The organism is Micromonospora sp. H61 (assembly GCF_018070325.1).
Taxonomy (GTDB): Bacteria; Actinomycetota; Actinomycetes; order Mycobacteriales; family Micromonosporaceae; genus Micromonospora; species Micromonospora salmantinae.
Window position 1 is genome coordinate 127,057 of record NZ_JAGPXY010000006.1, and the last position, 21,687, is coordinate 148,743.

Here is a 21,687-nt window from a genome sequence, read left to right on the forward strand (position 1 = left end):
CCGACCATTCGATGGTGAGGTGAAGGGATACCAGTAACGAGCGATGCAGCTATGCGAGCGCTAACATCGTTCCCTGCCGAAAACACAACCATGAATTGCATTGACGGTGAAGACGGAAATCGGAACAGAGAATCGCGTCCAAACAATTCGGGCGCGCTTCAGCGGCACCAGGACAACTGGCGCGCGAATTCGCTGTCGGGTCGATGTCGTCGAGGAATTCGCGCGCCAGTCGCAGGTGGGCCGGAAACGCGCCCAAAAGAAACCGGCAGACCCGGTTATTCGACCGCTGGCTGCAACCTCCCGTCGATTCGCCGGGAGATGGCGGTGTACTCGTCGCGCAACTCCTCGGGGAGGACCCAGGCCGGGGCGTCCTGCCACGCCAGTGGGCGGAGGAACCGTCGGATCGACGTGGCGCCCACCGACGTGTGCACGGCGTTTGTCGACGGCCACGGGCCACCGTGGTGCTGGGCCCACGACACCCGGACACCGGTGGGGTAGCCGTCGAAGACGATGCGACCCGCGCGGGCGGCGAGCACGTCGACCAGTCGGCGTACGACGTCGGCGTCGTCGCCCGGTCCGCTGTGGAGCGAACCGGTCAGCGACGGCGGGACGGAGGCCAGCGCGGCGTCGAGGTCGGCGGCGTCGTCGTAGCGGACCACTACCAAAAGCGGGCCGAAGCACTCGTCGGCGATCTCGGCGGTCAGGCCGGCGAGGTCGACCTCCAGGAGGGTCGGTGCCACCGTGAAGCCCGCCCCGGGTTCGACAGTGGGCCGCGCCGACAGCCGGGCGCCGGCCCGTTCGAACTCCGTGGACCGGTCCTCGAACGCGTCCCGGATGCGCTCGTTGAGCAGGAGCGTGCCGCCCGACGCGTCGACTCTGGCCCGCAGCGCGTCGACCAGGCCGTCACCACCCGGATCCGACGGAACGAACGCCAGGCCGGGCTTGGTGCACAACTGACCGCCCGAGTTCGTGAAGGAGCCGAACAGCCCCTCGGCGATCTGGTCGGCTCGGGCGGCGGCCGCGTCGGGCAGGACGACGATCGGGTTCACGCTGCTCAGTTCGGCGTACAGGGGAATGGGGTCGGGCCGTTCGTCGATGGCCGCCTGGATGGCGCGGGCGGCGTTGACCGAGCCGGTCAGGGCGGCTGCGCGGATCGCCGGGTGGCGCACCAGCGCGCGACCGGCCTGCTCCCCGTACACGGTCGCGACGACACCCTCGGGCCCGCCGAGGTCGCGGACCGCCGACTCGATCGCGGCGGCGGAGGCGTGCGAGGTCAGCGGGTGCGACGGGTGGGCCTTCAGGATCGTCGGACACCCGGCGGCGAGCGCCGCGGCCGTGTCACCGCCGGCGACCGAGAAGGCGAACGGGAAGTTGCTGGCCCCGAAGACCGCGACCGGCCCGAGGGGTACCAGCATCCGCCGCAGGTCCGGGCCTCGGCCGAGCGGGGTGTCGGCGGCGTGGTCGATGGTGGCCTCGACGTACGCGCCGTCGCGCAGCACCTCGCCGAACATCCGGAACTGGAGCGCCGCCCGGGTGAGTTCCCCGTCGAGTCGCGCGTGGCTCAGCCCGGTCTCCGCCTCGGCGGCAGCGACCAGATCCACCCGACGGGACTCCAGCGACGCGGCGATCGCGTCCAGCAACTCCGCGCGGCCGAGCCTCCCGCGCGCGGCCAGCCACTGCGCCGCCGGGGACGTCTGACCGGCGATCACCTCCAGTCGAGACTCGTCGGTCTCGGTGAGCTCCGTCGCGCGACGCTGACCGTCGCGCGGATCGACAGTGCTGACCACGTTCACAGCAGTCCTCTCCTTACCAGATTGCCCATGAGATCGCGGACGCCGAAGTGCCAGGGCTCGCACTCCTCCGCGTGCCACACCCGATTGACCAGGGTGCCGAGCGCCGGGCAGCTGATCCGTACCACGTCGTCGACCTTGTGGGTGAAGCCCTCACCGGGGCGGTCCCGGTCCTGGATGGGCGCGAACATGGTGCCGAGCATCAGGGCGGCGCCGTCGGGATAGTGGTGGTGCGGCCCGATCAGCTGCCGGACCAGTTCCTCGGGATCGCGTGACATCTGGGTCATCTCCGAGACCGCCTCCAGGTGGAAGCCGTCCTCGCCGCGAACCTGCAGGCGCACCTCGAGTTCGCGTATCCGATCCATGCCGAACCGGTCGTCGAAGAGCCGGATCAGGGGGCCGAGGGCGCAGGAGGCGTTGTTGTCCTTCGCCAGGGGAAGCAGGAGCGCCGAGCGGCCCTCGATGTCACGCAGGTTGACGTCGTTGCCGAGGGTGGCGCCGACGATCCGGCCACTGGACTGGACGATGAGCGTGACCTCGGGTTCCGGGTTGTTCCAGGTCGACGCGGCGAGCACGCCGACCGGAACGGCGGTGCCGACGGCGGAGAGGATCTGTCCCTTGGTGAAGATCTCGGCGTCCGGGCCGATGCCCACCTCCAGGTACTGGCTCCACATGCCCTCGGCGACCAGCAGACTCTTGAGCCGATCCGCCTCCGGTGAGCCCGCCTCCAGGTTGTGCAGGTCGACACCGACGTCGGCGAGCATGCGGTGCCGGATGTCCGCCGCCAGTGCCAGGTCTCCCCGCGCCCGTTCCTCGATCACCCGCTCGATCATGGAGATCGGGAAGGTCACGCCAGCGGCCTTGAGCGCCTGGAGGTCGACCGGGGTGAGCAACCAGGGCGTGCCACGGTCCCGGGTCGCGGCCCCCGTGTTGGCCAGTATCTCCCCGAAGTCGCCCACCCTCGGCCCGTCGAGCCCGGCCACCGTCGCGGCGGGATCGGGCAGCTCGCAGATGTCGCGGACGGTCGGGAACCGGTGGCTGATGTCGATGACCTCGCCGTCGCGGACGGTCACCGGTGAGGGGCCGTCGCCGGACGGGTCCCAGATGCGGCCGATGAGGACGCTGTCGGCATCGTCCGGCAACGCTTCGGCGGCGGTACCGACCCAGTCCGCGGCCGCGGCCGACCCCCGGGGCCGTGGCAGCGTCATGAGTCGCTCTCCAGGTTGAAGAAGGACCGCTCGTCGCGGGGACGGATGTCGAAGACGGCGTCCTGGAACATCCGCAGCGGGTGCGGTGTGAACGGATGCTGCTCGATCGCTGTGAGATCCACCTCGATGCCCAGGCCGATCCCGGTCGGGATGAGGATGTCTCCGTCGTCGGTCAGCACCAGCCGCTCGTTGGTGATCTCGGGACGCCAGGGCACGTCGGTCGCCATGATCTCCAGGTACCGGAAGTTGGGCAACGTCGCCCCGAGTTGCAGCGTCGCTGCGGTGCTGAGTGGACCGCTCGGGTTGTGCGGCGCGAAGCCCACGTAGCTGGTCGCGGCGAGCGTGGAGATGAAGGCCAGCTCGGCGATCCCGCCGGCGTGCGTCACGTCGGGCTGGACGAAGTCGACCGCCTGGCGGGCCAGCGCCGGCGCGAAGCCCTGCCGCCCGTACCACCGCTCCCCCGCGGCGATCGGCACCGGCGACGCGCGACGGATGTCGACGAGCGCGTCGAGGTTGTCCGGTGGGCAGGGTTCCTCGAACCACACCGGGTCGAACTGGGCGATCTCCTTCGCCACCTTGATGGCGTGGCGGACGTCGAAGCGGCCGTGCCCCTCGACGAACAGCTCCACCTCGCGGCCCACCGCCTGACGGACGGCGTCGATCTGGGCCAGCACCCGGTCCAGCTGCGCGGTGGTGATGGTCAGGTCGTAGTTCTCGAACGGGTCCCACTTGAGGCCCCGGAAGCCCGACTCCACGGTCCGGCGCGCGGCGGCCGCGTAGTCCTCCGGAGTGACGGCGCCGGAGAACCAACCATTGGCGTACGCGCGGACCCGGTCGCGGGTCGCGCCGCCGAGAAGCCGGGAGACCGGCACGCCGAGCTCGCGCGCCGAGATGTCCCACAGGGCCATCTCCAGCGAGCTCAACGCCGTCATGATCACCGGCCCGCCGCGCCAGTACCAGTCCCGCGCGGTCTCGTAGAGGATCTTCGAGATGCTTGTGGGATCCAGGCCCACCACCGCCTCGGCCAGCTCGGCGATGGCACCCTGGACGGCACGTTCCTTGCCCTCCAGGGTGGCCTCACCGAGCCCGACGATCCCCTCGTCGGTGTGGACCCGCACGATGACGAGGTTCGTACGGTAGAAGTCGACGACCAGTGTGTCGACAGAGACGATCTTCATCTTTCGGCTCAACCCTTCACCGCACCGGCGGTCATGCCGGACACCACGTACTTCTGGACCAACAGGTAGAAGGCGACGGCGGGCAGTGTGAACAGGAAGGCGACAGCCATCACCGTCTGGATCGGTGTACCCAGCTCGCCGATGAAGTTCGCGATGCCGACGGAGGCGGGTTGCAGATCGGGGTTGAAGATGAACGTCACCGCGAACACGTACTCGTTCCAGGCGTGGAAGAAGGCGATGACCGCGGTGGCCGCGATCGACGGTGCGATGAGCGGCACGTTGATGCGGGTCAGGGTGGTGAAGGGCCGGGCGCCGTCGGCGCGCGCCGCCTCCTCCAGTTCCTTCGGGATGCCGTCGATGGCGCCCTTGAGGATCAGCGCGACGATCGGCAGGACGAAGGCGGAGTTCACCAGGACGAGGCCGGTCAGCGAGTCGAGCAGTTCGAAGCGGCGGAACAGCGCGAACAGCGGGACGACCATGAGCGCCTCGGGAAGCATCTGCGTGAACAGCAGCACGACGGTCAGCACGGCCTTGCCCCAGAACGAGAACCGGGACAGCGCGTACCCGAGCGGAATGCCCAGGCCGACGGAGAGAACCATCGTGCCGACGGCGATGATCAGGCTGTTGAGCAGCCACCCGGCCGCCTTGCCCTCGGCGAGCGCGTCCACGAAGACCCCGAACTGGCCGAGGTCGGGCGTGAGCCGGGGCTTGTCGGCGAAGAGGTCGCTGTTGCTGGACAGCGCCGTGACGAACATCCAGTACAGCGGGAACACCGCGACACCCAGCACGACGAGCACGGCGATGATCCGTGCGGTGACACCGAATCGGAAGCGCCTCATCGGACGTCCCCCTTCTCCACGGCACGGGCGACCAGGCGGCTGCCGATGATGACGATGAGCGAGATGACGACGCCGACCATTCCGATGGCCGCCGCCGATCCGAGTTCCTTCGAGTCGAACGCCTGCGAGTAGAGGTCGATGACGAGCGTCTCGGTGGCACCGACCGGTCCGCCCTTGGTCATCAGCCAGATCAGCTCGAACCGCCGCAGCGACCAGATCGTCATCAGCAGGGCCAGCAGGCCCACTGTCGGCTTGATGACCTGCCAGGTGACCGCGCGGAAGGTGGCCCATCGTCCGGCGCCGTCCACCGTCGCGGCCTCGTTGAGGTCCTGCGGAACGGACTGCAGGGCGGAGAGCAGCACCACGGAGGTGAACGGGAACAGCTGCCAGATGGTCGTGGCGAGCACTGCCGGGAGCGCGTAGCGCGAGCTGTCCAGGATGGCGCCACCCGGGACGCCGAGCCCGACCGCGTCGAGGAAGCGGTTGACGATGCCGTACTGCGCGTTGAGCATCCAGGTGGCGATGAGCGCGACCGCGATGCCCGGAGCGGCCCAGGGGACGGTCACCAGCGCCCGTGCCACGCCCCGGCCGCGAAACTTCTTGTTGAGCAGGAGCGCGACGGCGAGCCCGGCGCCGATCGCGACGACCACACAGGTGATCACGTAGACGAAGGTGATCAGCAGCGTGCGGTGGAATTCGGGGTCACCGAAGATCCGGTTGAAGTTGTCGAGCCCGACCCACTCGCTGCGGGTGGGGTTGAGCAGCCTCGTCCTGGTGAAGCTGAGGTACACCTCCTGAACGAGGGGTACCACCTGGAAGACGAGGATGAACAGGGCGGCGGGTGCCAGGAAGAGGTACGGCGTCCACTTGCTGCCCAGTGGGCTGGGCCGACGCCGGGGCCGGCCTGGGGTTGGTGTCTTCGGTGCTCCGGTCTGCTCGACCACAGTCATCGGGTTCGATCCTTCTGGGGGAAGGACGCTGCCGGCGCACGGATCGTTGCGCCGGCAGCGTCGCCGTGTCGAGCGGTCAGCGGACCAGTTCGCTCGCCTGCTGCTGGGCGCGATCCAGTGCCGACTTGAGGTCGGCCTTGCCCTGCAGTGCCGCGACCACGTTCTGCACGACCACCTTGCGGATGTCCGGCGTCTTGGCCTCGAACCCCAGGACGATCTGCGGCAGGCTGGTCTCGGTGAGCCCGTCGAAGACGGGGAGGAACGGGGTCGCCTTGAGCGCCTCCGCGCTGCGCTGCGTGGTGGTGGCCACGCTGCTCGCGCCGAGGATCTCCTGAAGCTTGACCTGGTTCTGCGGCTCCAGCGCCCACTTGATGAAGGTGCCGGCCTCGTCCTTGCCCTCGCTCGCCTCGTTGATCACGATCGGTGCGAGGATCGCGCCCTGCTTGCGGACCGGGAACGGGATGGGCGCGACGTTGAAGTTCAGCTTCGCGTTCTGGCCGCGGGTGGCGGTCACGTAGCCGCCGTTGTTCAGCTCCATCCCGACCTTGCCCTCGGCGAACATCCGCCGGAAGGTGGCCGCGTCCGCTCCGCGCGGGATCACGTTCGCGTCGTACAGGTCCTTGAACGCCTGCAGGCCCTTGAGGTTCTCGGGCGAGTTGATCGTCAGGTTCTTGCCGTCGGACCACGCGCCGCCGAAGCCGTAGACGTAGTTGAAGATGTCCTGCCAGACACCGGCCTCCTCGGCCTCCGTCTGACGGAACGCCAGGCCGAAGACGTCACCCTTGGTCAGCGACTTCGCGGTGGAGGTGAACTGCTCGTAGGTGGTCGGCGGCGTCGGGATCAGGTCCGCGTTGTAGAACATCGCGTAGTTCGACGCCTCGAAGATGACGCCGTGCCGGACACCGTCGTGGACCATGAACTGGTCCGGCTGCTTGAGCAGGTCGTACTTGCTGGCGTCGATCACCTTGTCCAGCGGCGCGACGAGGCCGGCGTCGGAGGCCGCCTCGAACTCGGGCATGTCGAAGCGGATCAGGTCGGGGCCCTTGCCGCTGCCCATCTGCGTGAGCACGGTCTGGCCGAAGGTCGGGTACGGCACCGCGGCGGCGGACACCTGGACCTTGGTCTGGCTCTGGTTGAACTCGTCGAGCCACTTCGTCAGCAGGGGCCCGCGGCCCGGGTCGCCGAAGGTCGAGGCGGCGAAGGTCAGTTTGGTGACGCCGTCGCCGGAATCGCCGTCCGAGCCGCAACCGGTCAGGAGGGTGGCGACCAGGCCGAGGGCACATGTCGCCCTGGCGATGCCGAAATGAGCGCGCTTATTACCCATCGTTACTCCACTGTTACGAGTTGGCGTCAAGCCGATGAAATTGCAACGATCGTAGCGCCATGTGCAACGGTGTCAAGTGGCGATTGCGCATCGCGTCATCTATATTGCATAATGTGCAATGAGAGCGACGGCGTTGCCCGTCGCGCGAGGGGAGACACAGCCTTGGCGCAATCAATCCGCCGCGCGATCGACCTCATCCGTCGATCCGCGGAGCACCCGCTGTCCCTTACGGAGGCTGCGGACGTGCTCGGCGTCCACAAGTCCACAGCCCTGCGCATCCTGCAGACACTGGAGTCCGCGCGCTTCGTCCGCCGCACCGGCGCGGGCACCTACGTGCTCGGCAGCGGCCTGATCGAGCTGTCCGAGCTCGCGCTCGGCTCGATGGACCTCCGCCAGCCCGCGGCCGCACACCTGCGTGCGCTGCAACGCGCGACCGGCCACACCGTACACCTGGCGCAACTGACCGGCGACGAGATCATCTATATCGACAAGGTGGACAGCCCGGCCTTCGACGCCGTCAAGCTGCCCTCGCGGGTGGGACGCGCGGTGTCCATCTACGCGAGCGCTGTGGGCAAGACGATCCTGGCCTACCTCCCCCGGCAGGAACGCGACCGCCTTCTCTCCCACGTCGTCTTCGAGAAATTCACCGACACCACCTTCACCGACCACGACGCCCTGGAAGCCGAACTCGCCCGCATCCACGACTGCGGCTGGGCCATGGACAACGGCGAGCACGACGCCTACGTGATGTGCGTGGCCGCGCCGATCAGGGACTCGCGGGGACAGGTCATCGCCGCCGCCTCGATCACGGCGATCGAGGTCATCGCAAGCCTCGACCAGCTCAAGAGCAACCTTCCGCTGCTCCTGGAGACCGCCAACAAGATCTCGTACGAACTCGGCTACGCGCCGCCCGCCCTGGCGAGCCCGGACGGTGAGAGCCGCTCCGCGATCTGAGCGCGCCCGTCCCGGGCGATCACCGCACTCTCGACGCCTACCCGCCGGTGACGCGACGGTGCTCGTCGGTCTCCATGGCGATGAAGGCCTGGATCATGCCCCGGTAGATCCGTTCGATCAGATCCGGGTCGGCGCCGGCCTCGCTGGCCAACGTGCGGACCCGGGCCACCACCTGCGCCACCCGGTCCGGCGCACGGACCGCCTGAGCGTCGCTCTTGAGCGGGGCGGCCTGCCGGACCAGCGCCTCCCGCCGGGCGAGCAGCCCGACCAACTCCCGATCCAGCTCGTCGATCCGTGCGCGGATCTCGGTCAGCGTCGCCGCAGTCTCTGCCACGCCGGAATCGTCCCATGACGGCGACGCGATCAGGTGACCCGCTCGCCTGCCCGTTTCGGCCGGTCAACCCGGCAGCACGGGCACGGACGACTTCCTGCCCGCCTACGCCTGAGCCGTCCGGTCAGCGCAGCAGCGTCATCCGGTCGATGATGGAGTCGAGCAGCCCCGGCGGCCACGGGAACAACGGCGCCGCCACCTGGAGCTGGGCGAATCCGTGCAGCCCGACCCAGAGCGCCGCCGCGTCGCCGAAGGGGTCCACACTCGTCGATCGTCCCGCCGCGACGCAGTCGGCGAGCGTACGCCGGAAGACCTCGAAGGCTCCCATCCCGAGCACTGTGAGATCGTCCGCCATGGCCGGGACCCGCTCAAGGGCCTGCCCGGCGTCCCAGACGGCACCGAACATCACCCGGTACTGGTGGGGCCGGCGTTCGGCGAAGGTCAGGTAGGCAGCGCAGATCGCGCGCAGGCGCTCGACCGGATCCGCGTCATCGGGCGCGCTCAGCTCCTGCTCCAGGATTCCGAACGCGCGTTGCGCGACAGCGAGCAGGATCGAGTCCAGGTCCGGAAAGTGCGGATAGATCGATGGCGCGGAGATGCCGGCCTGTCGGGCGATCCCCCGCAGGGTCACGTTCTGCGGCGTGCCGTCCTGCAGGAGCTCCATCGCGGCGTCGACGATCTCGTCGCGCAGCTGAGCACCTTCGCCGCGCTTGTTGCGGGCCCGTGTTCTCGGTGAGGTCACGCCATGACTTTACAGGCGTTAGGCGAGAGCGTAAGTTAACGCCTGTAAGTTCACATCCGTTTCCTGGAGATGAGGCTCCTCATGACCACCGCAACAGCTACCCGAATCGGCCTCGCCGCCCCCGCCCGCCGCGCAGACCTCGTCGGCCGTGGGCTGGCGGCCCTCGCGTCCCTCGCCACCGGCGTCGCGTTCGTCAACGGCGTGCTCCTGACCATCAACGCCAGCGACGACCGCCTGTTCGTCGAAGGCTGGCGAGTTTCCAGCTTCGGCATCTTCGCCGCGCTCTTCGCCCTGCTCGCGGTCAGGCCCCGTCAGGCGGCCGGTGTCTGGGAGATCGTGCTCGTCGGCAAGGCCGCGCTCGTCGTGTTCGGCGCGCTGATCGGAGACGTCCCCGAGGCGCGCCTCTCCGCCATCATCGACTTCGGGCTCGTCGCCGTCGTCGCGGCTGCCTACGTGCTGTGCCGCGGCTGGTCGGCGTGGCGTCCCGCCACCACCAACCCGACCCGATGACGGAGGCGACGATGCCCCCCACCTCGCCTCGCCGGCGCGTCGACCGGACCGTCATCATCTCGATCTGGGCGGTCCCGGTCCTGGTCGTCGGCCAGTTCGCCATGCTGGCCATCGTCCCGGTGGTCCTTGCGCTGACCGTCAGCCTGCGGCATGCCCACCTACGCGGGCTACGCCGCTGGACCATCGCTCTCACCACCGCGTACGCCACGCCGCTGATCCTCTGGGCCATCGGGCCCGACCGCGCCCCGAGCCTTTCCAAGGACATGCACCCGCTCTTCGCCGCGCTGATCGTAGTGGCCGCGCTGGCCGCGGCAACTGCCTTCCACCTCTGCCATCGACGCCCGAGCAGGCCCGACGGGACGTCGAGCGAACGGCCGCACTTCCGGGCCGCGCCGTGACCGATGCGCTTCTCCCCCGCCTGGGCGGGAGCGCCGGATCGCCCGTCGCCGTCATCCGACGGTGGCGGGCGATCCAAGCGCTCAGTATCGAGGGAACGTGGCCTCACTGCTCCACAAAGGAGTGGTGGGTCAGCGGAGCGGCAGGGTGGCCAGCACCAGGTTGGGGTCGACGCCGGTGGCGTACGCGGCACTGAGCACGTAGACGGTGCGGCCCCGCACGGCCACCGAGGTCGGGTTCTGCAACCCGTCGGCGGCGGTCATCAGCGTTCGGGAACGGCCGGCCGCGTCGATGCTCACCACTGCGTTCGGTCCGTTCAGTGTGGCGACGACCTGGTGGTCACCGACGAAGGCGAAGTCGTCGATGCCGACCAGCCCGGTCGCCGCCACCCGGACCGGCCCGGGTCGGCCGTGCCGCAACGGAATGCGCAGCAGCGTGCCCTGGTCGAGGTTGGTCGCCCAGAGCGCACCGGCACGTACCTTGATGCCGTTGGCACCGAGGAAGCCCGCCGCGGCGAGCTCGGGTGCCGAGGACCAAACCTCGGCACTGCCGCCTTCCAGGGGAACGGTCGAGATCGTGCCGAGCACCGAGTCCGTGAGGTAGAACCTCTTCGTGTCCGCCTCGAACGCCAGACCGTTGGGGAGCCCGTCTGACGGCAGGGCCGCGATGCGGTGCGGGGACCGGCCGGGACGCAGCCGGTACAGCCCCGTGGTGGCGGCATCGCCGCTCGCGTAGAGGAAGTAGAGGGTGCCGTCATTCATTCGGACGATGCCCGTGGTCAGCGCGAACGCGAGCACCGGCGTGTTGACGCCGCCATCGGCCGGGGCCGGCAGAGTCGCCAGGATCCGCGTCCCGCCGGACGGGCTGACCGCGGCGACCTGCCGGGCGGCCGCGAAGGTGACGTAGGCGGTGCCGTCCGGGCCGAGCGCGACGTTCTCCGGCAACTGCCCCTTCGACAGGTCGAAGTGGACCGCGATCCGTGCGGGCACCGGCGCGGCCGACGCTCGGGGCGCCCCGACGGTGAGGGGCCTGGCGGTGGCGGCCGGTGCGGCGCCTGACGGTACGACCGTCACGACGCCGATCCCCGCTGCTGCGACAGCGACTGCGAGGGTCATCGTTCTCTTGCGCATTTCTGTCCTTACTCACTGTGTTGTTGGTGGGCTTGAAAAGGGCGCGACGGGTCCGGCGCTCCTTGCGGAGCACCTCGTGTCGAGCCGATGGGGACGGCGCTATTCGCGCCTGACGAACGGCTGCGGAGCACCAGCACGGGTGGTGACGACGCCGTGTACGAGCAACGTCATCGCGGCGTGAGATGCCGAGCCGGGTTCGGTGGTGGCGACGACAACGGTCTGGCCGTCCTCGATACGCAGGGTCTGCTGTGTCACGTCCATCGCACCGACCAGCGGGTGACACATCCGGTAGACGGTGTCGCCGCCGGCCTTCACCCGGTGATCGGCCCACATGGCGGCGAACTGCGGACTCCGCATCGTCAGCTCACCGACCAGCGCGGCCATCAGCGGGTCGTCCGGGTGCTGCCCGGACGCCATCCGCAGCGTCGCCACCACCGCGCGGGCCTTGGCGGGCCAGTCCGCGTACAGGTCACGGGTGTGCGCGTCCAGGAACACCAGTCGTGCCATGTTCGGGTACTGGTTCGGCCGCTGCGGGATCTCCGGGTTCAGGTGGCCGGCGAACAGGGCGTGACCGGCGGTGTTCCAGGCCAGCACGTCGGCGCGGCGACCGAGCACCACCACGGGTACGTCACCAAGCGTCGCGAGGAGCTGGCGTACCGCCGGGCTCACCCGTTCCGGGGCCGGACGACGGACGGCGGGCCGACGGCGGGTTCCGGCCGCCAGCTCGCCCAGATGGCGGCGTTCCGCGTCGTCGAGTCGCAGTGCCCTGGCAAGCGCGTCGAGCACCTCGGGTGAGGCGTTCACGGCCTGCCCCTGCTCCAACCGGGTGTAGTACGAGACGCTCACCCCGGCCAGCAGGGCCAACTCCTCCCGGCGCAGCCCTCGAACCCGGCGCCGCTCACCGTACGTCGCCACGCCGGTGTCCTCCGGCCGCAGCTGGGAGCGCCGGGCCTGGAGGAAGTCGCCGAGTTGTCCTCTCGCGTTCATGCCTCGAAGTATTGCGAGCCCTGCCGGCCCCAACCACTCCCTGCCAGGGGTAGGCACCGCAGGGTGGGGCGGCCGGTACGGGTCGAGGCGACCCGGTTTCAGCGGGCGGCGTCGCTGCCGCTGGCGGGACCGGCGCGAAGGCCCTGATCGATGAAGTTGACCAACCAGGTGAAGCTGTCGTCGACGGACGCGTCGATCTGGAACCCACCAGCCGTCTCCAGGGTGGCGAACCCGTGCAGGACGCTGCGCAGCGTCCGCATGGCGTGGATCTTTTGGCCGGGGTCCAGGTCGTACCCGCTCAGCATGGCCGCCCAGGAGGCCATCACCCGCTCGCTGGCCGGGATGAACGGGTCGTCGGGGCCGGTCGGGCGGGTGGCGTTGGCGGCCGCGTACCGGCCGGGGTGTTCCCGCACGTACGTCCGCATCGCCTGCGCGCCCGCGGCGAGGGCATCGCTGCCGGACCGGCCCTGAATGGCGTCGCGGATGGCATCGCCGGCCTCGGTCATGGCCAGGACGGCGATCCGGTGCGCCAGCTCGGCCTGGCTGGCGACGTGCTTGTAGAGCGAGGGGGTCTTGACCCCCAGCCGTTCGGCGAGCAGACCCATGCTGAGGTTGTCGAAGCCGACCTCGTCGACCAGCTCGGCCCCGGCCTCGGTGACCGACGCCGGCGTGAGCCGGGCCTTAGGCATTGGTCAGCGTCCGGGCGAGGAAGGGCAGGGCCAGGGCGACGACCTGGTCGGGCGTCTGGACGTGCGGGTAGTGGCCGGCGCCCTCGATGACAGCCAGCTCGCCGAGCCCTCGCGGCAGGTCGGCGATGATGCGCTCACCCTCGGCCCGCGGGTCGGCCCAGTCCGGGTCGGCGCTGCCCTGAATCACCAGGACCGGGCAGGTGACGTTGGGCAGTTGCCGCCCGGCGTCGCCCGGGCTGGTCTTGGCCATGGCCTGGAGGACCTTCATCCGGCCGGGCTCACTCATCGTGGCCTCGATACGTGCCAGCTCGCTGTGCCAGTCGGCGGGCTTGGTGGGGATCGCCACGTCGAGGTACCTACGCCAGTTCGCCAGGCTGCCCCGCAGGAGTACCTGCGCCAGTTGGAGGTAGCCGGCCCGGAAGCGCTTCACCCGCACCAACCCGCCAAGGTCGAAGGACTGTGCGCGGGTGAACGGCGCCAGCTCGATGGCGCCGACGATCAGCTCGGGCGCGGTGGCGGCCGCGATGGTCGCGGCACCCCCGCTGATCGACTGGCCGATGATCACGGCCGGCCCGCCGAGGTGGCGCACGACGGCGACGAGATCACCAGCGATGTCGGTGCGGCTGTAGCCGTCCCAGCCCAGGCTGGAGTCGCCGCAGCCACGGATGTCGACGTTGGCGACCCGGTATCCGGCCGCGACCAGGGCCGGAGCGACGAACCGGTAGGAGTGTCGGCTGTCGCCCATGCCGTGCGCCAGGACGACCAGTGGGCCCTGTCCGGTCACCTCGTAGGCGATGGTGTTGCCGGCAATGTCCAGGTATTCGGTCATGACGTCCTCCATGGAAGCTAACGTGATTAGCTAAAGGCTAACCGCATTAGCCACAGCTGGCAAACGCCGGTCGCCGCTACGTCCCTCCGCCCAGGCCGAGCTGGGGATAGAGGGCGTCAGGGGCGGAGGCCGCCTCGGCAAGGCCTGGTGACCCGTATAGTGCCGCGATGGAAACGGACACGGTGCGGCAGGCTTACACGTCCGTCGCGGAGCTCTACATCGAGCTGTTCGGCACGAGCCAGCAGGTGGACACCGACGACCTCGCCCTCATCAGGCGACACCTGGGCAGCCGGCCCGGCCGGGTGCTCGATCTGGGGTGCGGGCCTGGCCACCTCACCGGCTACCTTCGTGAGCTGGGCGTCGACGCAGCGGGGATCGACCTGGTCCCCGAGTTCATCGCGCATGCGCGGGCGTCCCACCCGGGCGTCGAGTTCCACATCGGTTCGATGGAACGCCTCGACGTGGCCGACGACTCGATCGACGGCATCCTGGCCTGGTACTCGTTGATTCACCTTCCGCCGCCGGAGTTCGACGGCATGCTCAAGGAGTTCCGGCGGGTGCTGGTCCCGGACGGACGGTTGGTCCTGGGCGTCTTCGACGCCGAGGAGGTCGGCGCCTTCGACCACAAGGTCCTGACCGCCTACCGCTGGCCGGTCGACGAGATCTCCGAACGACTCGGCCGGGCCGGTTTCCGGGAGGTCGAACGCCTCCGGCGGCCCGGCACCGACGAACATCGGCTGCTTGCCGCCGTCGCGGCGATCGCGGTGTGAGGACGCCGAGGGCCGGCCTCCCGTGGTGGGAGGCCGGCCCTCGCCCAGCTGAGCACCCGCGTCGACGCGGGCGTCCGTTACGGCGCCAGCGCGATCAGGCGCTGAGCTTGCCGGCGATCTTGACGACCCGCTCGGCCAGGTGGTCGAGGGCAGCGAACTGGGCGTCGCCCAGCGGGGCGTCGTTGCTTCCGCCGGTGACGTGCGAGACGCCGTACGGGTTGCCGTCGGCGAACTTCAGCGGGTCGGTGTAGCCCGGGGCGACGACCAGACCGCCGAAGTGGTGGACGGTGTTGTAGAGCGCGAGAAGCGTCGACTCCTGGCCGCCGTGCGCGGTCATGGAGGCGGTGAAGCCGGCGTACACCTTGTCGGCGAGCAGGCCCTGCGCCCACTGCGGGCCGAGGGTGTCGATGAACTGCTTGAGCTGGCTGGCCACGTTGCCGTAACGGGTGGGCGTGCCGAACAGCACCGCATCCGCCCAGACGACGTCGTCGGCGGTCGCCTTCGGCTCGTTCTTCGTGGAGTCGAAGTGCTGGCTCCAGGCGGCGTTGGAGGCGATGGCCTCGGCCGGGGCGAGCTCCGGAACCTGACGCAGCCGCACCTCGGCGCCCGCCTTCTCGCCGGCCTCGGCGAGGCGCTTGGCCATGGCGTGGAGGGTTCCGGTGGACGAGTAGTAGATGACGGAGAGCTTGGTCATCGGAGGTATCCTTCCCAAAGTAGTTGCCGCTGATAAATTTGCGGCCGCAACAATCTCGACTGTAGCAGCCGCCCCCGCGGCGCCCCAACGTCCTGACCATGCCCACCTGCGTGACGGAGCACACCAGGCGGAGCGGGAACTGTTGCCGCCGGCGGGTTCCTCGGGTCACGACCCGTCCGGGGGGTCGGCGGGCTGCTGCCCCGGCCAGAACGGCCACTCCTCGAATGAGCGGCACCGTCCGTCGTCGGCGAATCGCATGACCCACAGGTCGCGGTACTCCTGGTCGACCGGGTCGCCGTAGCGGACCTCCTGGCGCGACACGGCGGTGTCGCCCTCGACCGCGACGATCTCCGTGGTCAGCTGGAACACCTCGTCGGGGCCCTTGCGCTGCTTCTCCCACATCCGGGCGATGGCCGGCAGGCCGACGACGGGGGTCCAGTACGGGCCCTGCTGATAGCTCGCGTCCTCGGTGAAGAGCGTGACCAGCGCGTCAGTGCCCGGGGTCCGCCAAAGCCGCTCGTAGGTGGCCAGCCAATCCTCGACGTGCTTCCTGTCCATGGCCAACACCCTGCCATCCGAGCGGCGCCCAGCTGGGAAAACCCGCAGGCCGCAGGTGGTGCGCCCATTGATGCGCTGGCCGGCCTCGGCTCCGGACACCCTTGACATCGAAAGGTGTAGCCAGCCACACTCCCGATGCTAATTCGATTTAGCGACCATCGAAGCCCTCAACTCCCACACTGGACCAGACCGCGACGAGCGACCACCACAAAGGAGTCTTCGCGCATGAGGGAAACGACCGGAAGACGCAGGCTCCGGCTTGCGATCTCGATTCTCGCGCTCACGGCGCTCGGTGCGGGGGCCGTCGTCCCCGCGCCGGCTGCCGCCGCCGGCCGGCCCGTGCCGGGTGCGACGGTCAAGGCGGACCGCACCTCACCGACCGGGTACACAGTCACGTTCGTCTACCGCAATCCCCACGCCACCCAGGTCCGCCTCGCCGGGGACCTGACCCTGCTCGACGTCGCCACCGGCACCACGCGCTACCAGCCGGAAGAGTGGCAACCGGGGCGCTACCACGCGGGCGGCACCGAGTTCCTGCGGGACATGACCAGGGACCCGAAGGGAAACTGGTCGGTCTCGGTCCCGCTGCACGCCGGAGGTCTCAGCTACTGGTACCGGGTCTGGGACCCGACCCAGGGCTGGGAGAACAAGCGCATCTGGGACCCCGCCTCGACGAACCCTCGGCCGCCAGGCGAGTCCTCGTTCCGGGTCAGGAACAACGACGTGCTCGACGCCGTGCACGTGCCGTACGCCAAGAAGCAGAACGACCCGGTGCTGAAGGCACGTGCGGACTACGAGTTGCCGGTGGCCGACCGCGCGAAGCGGGGAACCGTCCGGTACGTCCCGTACACCACGATCCTGGGCGACAGCGGCCACTACCTCGGCGTCTACCTGCCGGCCAACTACGACGCCAACCGGGCGGAGCCGTACAAGGTCGCGTACCTCGCGCACGGCATCTTCGGCGACGAGACCGACTTCATGGTCCCCGCGAACGTCCCGAACATCCTGGACAACATGACGGCCAGGGGTGAGATCGAGCCGACGGTGGTCGTCACCATGGGCAACCACTTCACGGGCACCAGCCTCGGCTTCGCCTCCTACAACCAGACCAACGCGGCCAACAACCTGGTCCAGACGATCCTGCCCCTCATCGAGCGCAGCTACAACGTCTCGACCGAGCGCTCCGGGCGGGCCTACGCCGGGTTCTCGTACGGCGGGATGACGGGCGGCGTCGTCATCAAGAACTACCCGAGCACCTTCGCGTTCTACGGACACTTCTCCGGCAACCCGTCGCTCACCAGCCAGGACTACGACACCATCGCGAACGCGGTCGGGGACGACGACCTCTCCGTCTTCCTCGGCAATGGCATCTTCGAGGGCAGCCTCAACGCCCAGAACGCCATCGCGGACAACTTCCGGGCCCGGGGATACGCCGCCGCGACGACCCAGGTCCCCGGCGCGCACGACGGAATGACGGCGGGCCAGCTGTTCACGATCTTCGCCCGGGACCACCTGTGGTCGGGGGTCGACTCCGTGTCGGTGATGCCCGCGACGGTTAACCTGACGAAGGGCTGGAACTGGGCCAGGCGGTTCACCGCCCAGGTGACGGCCAACGAGGGTGTGAGCCCGGCGGTGACGTGGTCGGTCCAGGGAGCGACCTCCACCGGCACCAGCATCTCCGCGGAGGGCCTGCTCTCGGTCGCCGCCGCGGAGACCGCGTCGTCGCTCACCGTCGTGGTGACGTCGGTGGTCGATCCGAGCAAGTCACGCTCCGCCCAGGTCACCCTGACGCCTCCGGGCCCGGCCCGGGTCGCGGTGAAGGCGAAGGCCACGCCAGCCTCGGTCGTCAGCGGTGGCACGTTCACGCTGACCGTCGGCGTACGGGCACAGTCTCCGCACCGGAAGGCTCCGAAGGTGACCGGCGAGGTCGCCGTCACCTTCGGCGGTACCACCCAGGTGGTTCCGCTCCGTGGTGGCGCGACCGTCGTCGAGCTGCCGACCGGCGGGCTGCCCGCGGGGGTGTACCCGGTGCACGTCGCCTACTCCGGTGACCCGGTCCACGCCCCCACCGCTGCGGTCCACCAGCGGCTGCGGGTTCGGTAGCCAGCAGACAGGGGTGGGCCGGCGACCTCTCGTCGTCGGCCCACCGCCAGGTGTCCGTCCGGACCGTCAGCTCACGCCCCGAACCGCCTCGATGATCGTCTCGGCGACCTCGCTCGGCCGGGCCACCGCCATCGCGTGCGAGCCGCCGACCACCTCGCGCTGCCCCCGGGGGTTGGCCCGTTCGGCCATGAACCGGTGCACCTCGGCGGGGATGTTCTTGTCAGCGTCCCCGAACACGAACCAACTGGGCAGCGACCGCCAGGCGGGGTCGCCGGTGAGCTTGTCGCCCAGGCCCTGTTCGGTGATCGGCCGCTGGGTCCGGGCCATCAGCGCGGCCATGTCGTCCGTCGCGTCCGCGCAGAACTGCGCGTGGTACTGGTCCTGGCCGATCGCCACCTCGTTCCCACCGCTCGACACCGGGTACTGCACCAGCGTGTCGGCGAGGGTACTGCCGGGGAACTTCGCGGACAGCGTCAGCGCCGACTCACCGGTGTCCGGGGCGAAGGCGTTCACGTACACGAGGGCCCGCACCGAGGTGTCGCCGGCTGCGGCCTGCGTGATCACCATGCCGCCGTACGAGTGGCCGACGAGGACGACAGGACCGCCGATCCCGCGCACGACATCCCGCACGTACGCGGCGTCGCCCGCCACGCTCCGCAGCGGGTTCGCGACGGCCACCGAGTCGTACCCGGCGCCCAGCCGCTCGAGGACACCGTTCCAGCTCGCCGACTCGGCGAACGCGCCGTGCACGAGCACGATGGTGGGCTGTGGATCAGGCATGACAGGTGCCCCCTCACTCCGTGAAGCTGTTCACCGCCGGTCGCGCTGGTACGCCTGGATACCCGTTACGCGAGTGTGAAACGTCCGACCCGATGAGCAGGAGGCTGCGATGGCTACGACGACGCTGGCCGAGGTGACGGCCGAACTGGCCGCGCTGGAGGACCCGAAGGCACTGGAGGTGAACGCCAGACACGGCGACGATCATGGTGTGCACCTCGGTGCGCTTCGGGCGCTGGCGAAGCGACTGAAGACGCAGCACGATCTCGCGCGCCAGCTCTGGGCGACGGGCGGGGCCTCGGCGCGGCTGCTGGCAATCCTGATCTGCCGTCCCAGGGCGTTCGAGCGGGACGAGTTGGACGTCATGGTGCGCGAGGCGCGCGCCCCTAAGGTGCACGACTGGCTCGTGAACTACGTGGTGAAGAAGAGTCCGCACTCCGAGGAGCTGCGGTTGGCCTGGTTCGCCGACCCGGATCCCGTGGTCGCGAGTGCCGGCTGGGCGCTGACCACCGAACGCGTGACGAAGAAGCCCGAGAGTCTCGACCTCCCGGGACTGCTCGATGTGATCGAGACCGAGATGAGGGACGCGCCGGATCGCCTGCAGTGGGCGATGAACCACTGCCTGGCGCAGATCGGCATCGAGCACGCCGAGCACCGCGAACGGGCGATCGACATCGGCGAACGCCTTGAGGTGCTCAAGGACTACCCCACCTCCCCTGGCTGCACGTCTCCGTTCGCGCCCACCTGGATCGGCGAAATGGTGCGCCGAGCGGGATAGGCAGCCGGTTCTCGGTCGAGCCCGCACCGGCGGGGTCGACGCCCTCTCCCGCGCGCCCCTATAGTGAGTTCCATTATGGGACTTACTACGTTCTGGCGGTGGTGGGTCGCCGGCACGACCAGCCAACTCGGGTCGGCGGTCGGCGCGCTGGCCCTACCGTTGACCGCGCTGACCGTGCTTCACGCGTCGGCCTTCGAGCTGGGTCTGGTCACGGCGGCGGGCTATCTGGCGTACCTTCTGATCAGCCTGCCGGCGGGCGTGATCGTGCAGCGCCTGCCGCTGCGCGGCATGCAGGTCGCCCTGGATCTGGTCCGGGCCCTCGCCATCGCGTCGGTCCCGCTGGCCTGGTGGTTCGACATGCTGACGGTGGCCCAGCTGATCGCGGTCGCCCTGGTCGTGAGCTTCGCCAACGTGCTGTTCGACGTGGCGAACCAGACCTTCCTGCCGGAGATCGTGCCGGCCGCGCAGTTGCAGGCCCGCAACAGCCTCACCTCCGGCACGCACGCCGCCACCGCGCTGGGCGGGCCATCCCTGGGCGGTCTCGCGGTGCAGTTGCTGGGTGCGGTGCCGACGCTGTTCGTGGACGCCGTCAGCTACCTGCTCTCCGCCACGCTGCTGCGCACCCTTCCGGCCCGGCGGGTGCAGCGACCGGCCGAACGGCCACCGATGATCACGATGATCCGCGAGGGCTGGCACTTCGTGCTCCGGCACCCGATCATCGGACCGGCCATGTGGGACGCCACCGCGACGAACTTCGTCAACGGCGCCATGCTCGCCCTGTTCCCCTTCTACCTGGTGCGTGAGCTGCACGCGTCGCCGCTCATGGTCGGGCTGCTGATCGCCACCGACGGCCTCGGCACGCTCATCGGCGCGGCGTTGACGACCCGGTTCACCGACCGGTTCGGCACCGCACGCGGGCTGATCATCGCGGCCTTCGTCGGTGTGGCCGGCGCGCTCATCATCCCGTTGGGCACCGGCACCGCCGCGTTTCTGGCCTTCGCCATCGGAAACATCATCTTCGCCGGCTCCACTGTGGTGCTCAGCGTGACCACCCGCACCTACCGGATGCTCGCCAGCCCACCGGAGCTGCTGTCCCGGGTGATCGCCACGGTCAAGTTCGTCTCCTGGGGCGCCATCCCGGTCGGCGGCCTGCTCGCCGGCATCCTGGCCGGGCCCCTCGGCGCCCGTACCACACTGCTGGTCTTCGGAGCGCTCACCGTACTGTCCCCGATCATCTACCTGTCGACGCCGATCCGCCGGCTGCGCGACCTGCCGCTCGATCCCACGCCGACACCCACCGAGGCGAGGGTGTGACCCGGTCGGGTGTGCTCCCGATCTGTCCACATCGCTCAGCGGAGATATCGACAGAAGGTGTAGCTCCCGGTCCCCCGGGGCAAGAACCCGCACATGGAGGGAACGGCAGGCTACGAGGGGCAACAGCTCGGCCGACGGCACCGCACCGGTGAGCCGGACCGGGCCGGCCTGGCGTCCGCGCTGCCGGCGGCCTCCGTCTGATGCGGCTGAGGCACAGCCTCCCCCCGGTGGCGCTCGGCGCGGTGGCGCTCGGCGCGGCTCTGGGTGCCAACCCCGCCCACGCCGACACCCCGTCGCCGTCGCGTATCCCGCTGGTGGAGGTCGCCACCTCGCCGGAGGCCATCAAGGTTTCGGTGGCCGAGGTGGTCGAGGTGCAACTGACCGTCCCCCTGCCCCTGCCGACCGCTGTCGTCTCGCTGCCCCTGCCTCTACCGTCGACGGACCCGCTGCCCTTACCGTCGACGGCCCCCCTGCCGTCGGCCGTTCCGCTGCCGACGCCGCCGGCTAAGCCCTCCACCGCCCGGCCGAGTCGGCCGGCTGGCACCCCGTCGTCGTCGCCGCAGGCAACACGGGCACCGTCCGCCTCGGCATCCCCGGTGGCACGGGTCGCCTCGCGGCCGTGGCCGGCGCCCGCGACGCGTGTACCGGCGACGGTGACCCGAAGCGGCGCTCGCGACACGTCCGATGGCCGGGCGTCGGCCCAGGCGACGATGACCGCCGTCACCGGACAGCGGCCCAACCCGCCCGCCCGTCGCGCACCCGGGCCACCGGCGGTCGTGCTGGCGCTCGCGTCCGCACCGACCGGCGGCGGCGCCGGCGGCGCAGAGCCACCCACG

General features: G+C 69.8%; 22 protein-coding genes and 1 pseudogene. 8 read left to right on the plus strand and 15 right to left on the minus strand.

Features of this window, described 5'->3' with window-relative positions; all coding sequences use genetic code 11:
• Nucleotides 1–275 precede the first annotated feature (275 nt).
• The 6 genes from KBX08_RS05810 to KBX08_RS05835 all read right to left on the minus strand — a co-directional run bounded on the left by KBX08_RS05810 (nucleotide 276) and on the right by KBX08_RS05835 (nucleotide 7,289).
• The gene (locus tag KBX08_RS05810) at nucleotides 276–1,793 is read right to left on the minus strand and encodes an aldehyde dehydrogenase family protein (RefSeq protein WP_210781507.1); all 1,518 of its coding nucleotides are present in this window, start codon (nucleotides 1,791–1,793) and stop codon (nucleotides 276–278) included.
• Nucleotides 1,790–2,998 (minus strand): fumarylacetoacetate hydrolase family protein, encoded by a 1,209-nt coding sequence (locus tag KBX08_RS05815; RefSeq protein WP_210781508.1) that lies wholly within the window; start codon nucleotides 2,996–2,998, stop codon nucleotides 1,790–1,792. Before KBX08_RS05815 ends, KBX08_RS05810 begins: the two co-directional genes overlap by 4 nt.
• Nucleotides 2,995–4,176, minus strand: coding sequence for a mandelate racemase/muconate lactonizing enzyme family protein (locus tag KBX08_RS05820; protein WP_210781509.1), 1,182 nt, complete (start codon nucleotides 4,174–4,176; stop codon nucleotides 2,995–2,997). Before KBX08_RS05820 ends, KBX08_RS05815 begins: the two co-directional genes overlap by 4 nt.
• An 8-nt stretch (nucleotides 4,177–4,184) precedes the next feature.
• Nucleotides 4,185–5,015 (minus strand): carbohydrate ABC transporter permease, encoded by an 831-nt coding sequence (locus KBX08_RS05825; RefSeq protein WP_210781510.1) that lies wholly within the window; start codon nucleotides 5,013–5,015, stop codon nucleotides 4,185–4,187.
• On the minus strand, nucleotides 5,012–5,965 hold the full coding sequence (locus tag KBX08_RS05830; RefSeq protein ID WP_210781511.1) for a carbohydrate ABC transporter permease: 954 nt from the start codon (nucleotides 5,963–5,965) through the stop codon (nucleotides 5,012–5,014). The genes KBX08_RS05825 and KBX08_RS05830 overlap by 4 nt, the downstream gene beginning before the upstream one ends.
• Before the next feature lie 76 nt (nucleotides 5,966–6,041).
• The gene (locus tag KBX08_RS05835) at nucleotides 6,042–7,289 is read right to left on the minus strand and encodes a sugar ABC transporter substrate-binding protein (RefSeq protein ID WP_210781512.1); all 1,248 of its coding nucleotides are present in this window, start codon (nucleotides 7,287–7,289) and stop codon (nucleotides 6,042–6,044) included.
• Between the two features lie 111 nt (nucleotides 7,290–7,400).
• Between KBX08_RS05835 and KBX08_RS05840 the strand changes: the two genes are divergently transcribed.
• Nucleotides 7,401–8,243: an IclR family transcriptional regulator gene (locus tag KBX08_RS05840; RefSeq protein WP_210781513.1), complete on the plus strand. Its 843-nt coding sequence runs from the start codon at nucleotides 7,401–7,403 to the stop codon at nucleotides 8,241–8,243.
• A 37-nt stretch (nucleotides 8,244–8,280) separates the two neighbouring features.
• On the opposite strand, the gene KBX08_RS05845 is transcribed toward KBX08_RS05840, so the two are convergent.
• Together KBX08_RS05845 and KBX08_RS05850 are read right to left on the minus strand one after the other, a co-directional pair.
• Nucleotides 8,281–8,577 (minus strand): chorismate mutase, encoded by a 297-nt coding sequence (locus KBX08_RS05845; protein ID WP_210781514.1) that lies wholly within the window; start codon nucleotides 8,575–8,577, stop codon nucleotides 8,281–8,283.
• Between the two features lie 121 nt (nucleotides 8,578–8,698).
• Complete coding sequence (locus KBX08_RS05850; protein ID WP_238689931.1) at nucleotides 8,699–9,316, minus strand: TetR/AcrR family transcriptional regulator; 618 nt, start codon at nucleotides 9,314–9,316, stop codon at nucleotides 8,699–8,701.
• A gap of 81 nt (nucleotides 9,317–9,397) precedes the next feature.
• Between KBX08_RS05850 and KBX08_RS05855 the strand changes: the two genes are divergently transcribed.
• On the plus strand, nucleotides 9,398–9,826 hold the full coding sequence (locus KBX08_RS05855; RefSeq protein ID WP_210781515.1) for a hypothetical protein: 429 nt from the start codon (nucleotides 9,398–9,400) through the stop codon (nucleotides 9,824–9,826).
• Nucleotides 9,827–9,837: 11 nt separating this feature from the next.
• Nucleotides 9,838–10,224: a hypothetical protein gene (locus tag KBX08_RS05860; protein ID WP_210781516.1), complete on the plus strand. Its 387-nt coding sequence runs from the start codon at nucleotides 9,838–9,840 to the stop codon at nucleotides 10,222–10,224.
• A gap of 129 nt (nucleotides 10,225–10,353) precedes the next feature.
• On the opposite strand, the gene KBX08_RS05865 is transcribed toward KBX08_RS05860, so the two are convergent.
• The 4 genes from KBX08_RS05865 to KBX08_RS05880 form a co-directional block, all read right to left on the minus strand.
• Nucleotides 10,354–11,295: an SMP-30/gluconolactonase/LRE family protein gene (locus tag KBX08_RS05865; protein ID WP_238689930.1), complete on the minus strand. Its 942-nt coding sequence runs from the start codon at nucleotides 11,293–11,295 to the stop codon at nucleotides 10,354–10,356.
• Nucleotides 11,296–11,451: 156 nt separating this feature from the next.
• Complete coding sequence (locus KBX08_RS05870; RefSeq protein ID WP_210781518.1) at nucleotides 11,452–12,339, minus strand: helix-turn-helix transcriptional regulator; 888 nt, start codon at nucleotides 12,337–12,339, stop codon at nucleotides 11,452–11,454.
• 98 nt (nucleotides 12,340–12,437) lie between these two features.
• Complete coding sequence (locus tag KBX08_RS05875) at nucleotides 12,438–13,028, minus strand: TetR/AcrR family transcriptional regulator (protein WP_210781519.1); 591 nt, start codon at nucleotides 13,026–13,028, stop codon at nucleotides 12,438–12,440.
• Entirely contained in the window at nucleotides 13,021–13,857 is an 837-nt protein-coding gene (locus tag KBX08_RS05880; protein ID WP_210781520.1) for an alpha/beta fold hydrolase, read from the minus strand. Before KBX08_RS05880 ends, KBX08_RS05875 begins: the two co-directional genes overlap by 8 nt.
• A gap of 167 nt (nucleotides 13,858–14,024) precedes the next feature.
• Here KBX08_RS05880 and KBX08_RS05885 point away from each other — a divergent pair, with 167 nt between their 5' ends.
• Nucleotides 14,025–14,627, plus strand: a complete 603-nt coding sequence (locus tag KBX08_RS05885; RefSeq protein ID WP_210781521.1) for a class I SAM-dependent methyltransferase — start codon at nucleotides 14,025–14,027, stop codon at nucleotides 14,625–14,627.
• 94 nt (nucleotides 14,628–14,721) lie between these two features.
• Here the strand turns inward: KBX08_RS05885 and wrbA are convergent, their stop codons facing one another.
• Together wrbA and KBX08_RS05895 are read right to left on the minus strand one after the other, a co-directional pair.
• The gene (gene wrbA / locus KBX08_RS05890) at nucleotides 14,722–15,321 is read right to left on the minus strand and encodes an NAD(P)H:quinone oxidoreductase (RefSeq protein WP_210781522.1); all 600 of its coding nucleotides are present in this window, start codon (nucleotides 15,319–15,321) and stop codon (nucleotides 14,722–14,724) included.
• 165 nt (nucleotides 15,322–15,486) lie between these two features.
• On the minus strand, nucleotides 15,487–15,879 hold the full coding sequence (locus KBX08_RS05895) for a nuclear transport factor 2 family protein (RefSeq protein ID WP_210781523.1): 393 nt from the start codon (nucleotides 15,877–15,879) through the stop codon (nucleotides 15,487–15,489).
• A gap of 225 nt (nucleotides 15,880–16,104) precedes the next feature.
• Between KBX08_RS05895 and KBX08_RS05900 the strand changes: the two genes are divergently transcribed.
• Nucleotides 16,105–17,982, plus strand: coding sequence for an alpha/beta hydrolase-fold protein (locus tag KBX08_RS05900; protein WP_210781524.1), 1,878 nt, complete (start codon nucleotides 16,105–16,107; stop codon nucleotides 17,980–17,982).
• Nucleotides 17,983–18,048: 66 nt separating this feature from the next.
• On the opposite strand, the gene KBX08_RS05905 is transcribed toward KBX08_RS05900, so the two are convergent.
• Nucleotides 18,049–18,762, minus strand: a complete 714-nt coding sequence (locus KBX08_RS05905) for an alpha/beta fold hydrolase (protein WP_210781525.1) — start codon at nucleotides 18,760–18,762, stop codon at nucleotides 18,049–18,051.
• A 109-nt stretch (nucleotides 18,763–18,871) separates the two neighbouring features.
• On the opposite strand from KBX08_RS05905, the gene KBX08_RS05910 reads away from it, so the two are divergent.
• The 3 genes and pseudogenes from KBX08_RS05910 to KBX08_RS05920 all read left to right on the plus strand — a co-directional run.
• Nucleotides 18,872–19,537: a DNA alkylation repair protein gene (locus tag KBX08_RS05910; protein WP_210781527.1), complete on the plus strand. Its 666-nt coding sequence runs from the start codon at nucleotides 18,872–18,874 to the stop codon at nucleotides 19,535–19,537.
• Nucleotides 19,538–19,612: 75 nt separating this feature from the next.
• The gene (locus KBX08_RS05915) at nucleotides 19,613–20,851 is read left to right on the plus strand and encodes an MFS transporter (RefSeq protein WP_210781528.1); all 1,239 of its coding nucleotides are present in this window, start codon (nucleotides 19,613–19,615) and stop codon (nucleotides 20,849–20,851) included.
• Between the two features lie 227 nt (nucleotides 20,852–21,078).
• Nucleotides 21,079–21,687 (plus strand): annotated as a pseudogene (locus tag KBX08_RS05920) (hypothetical protein); the annotation flags it as partial.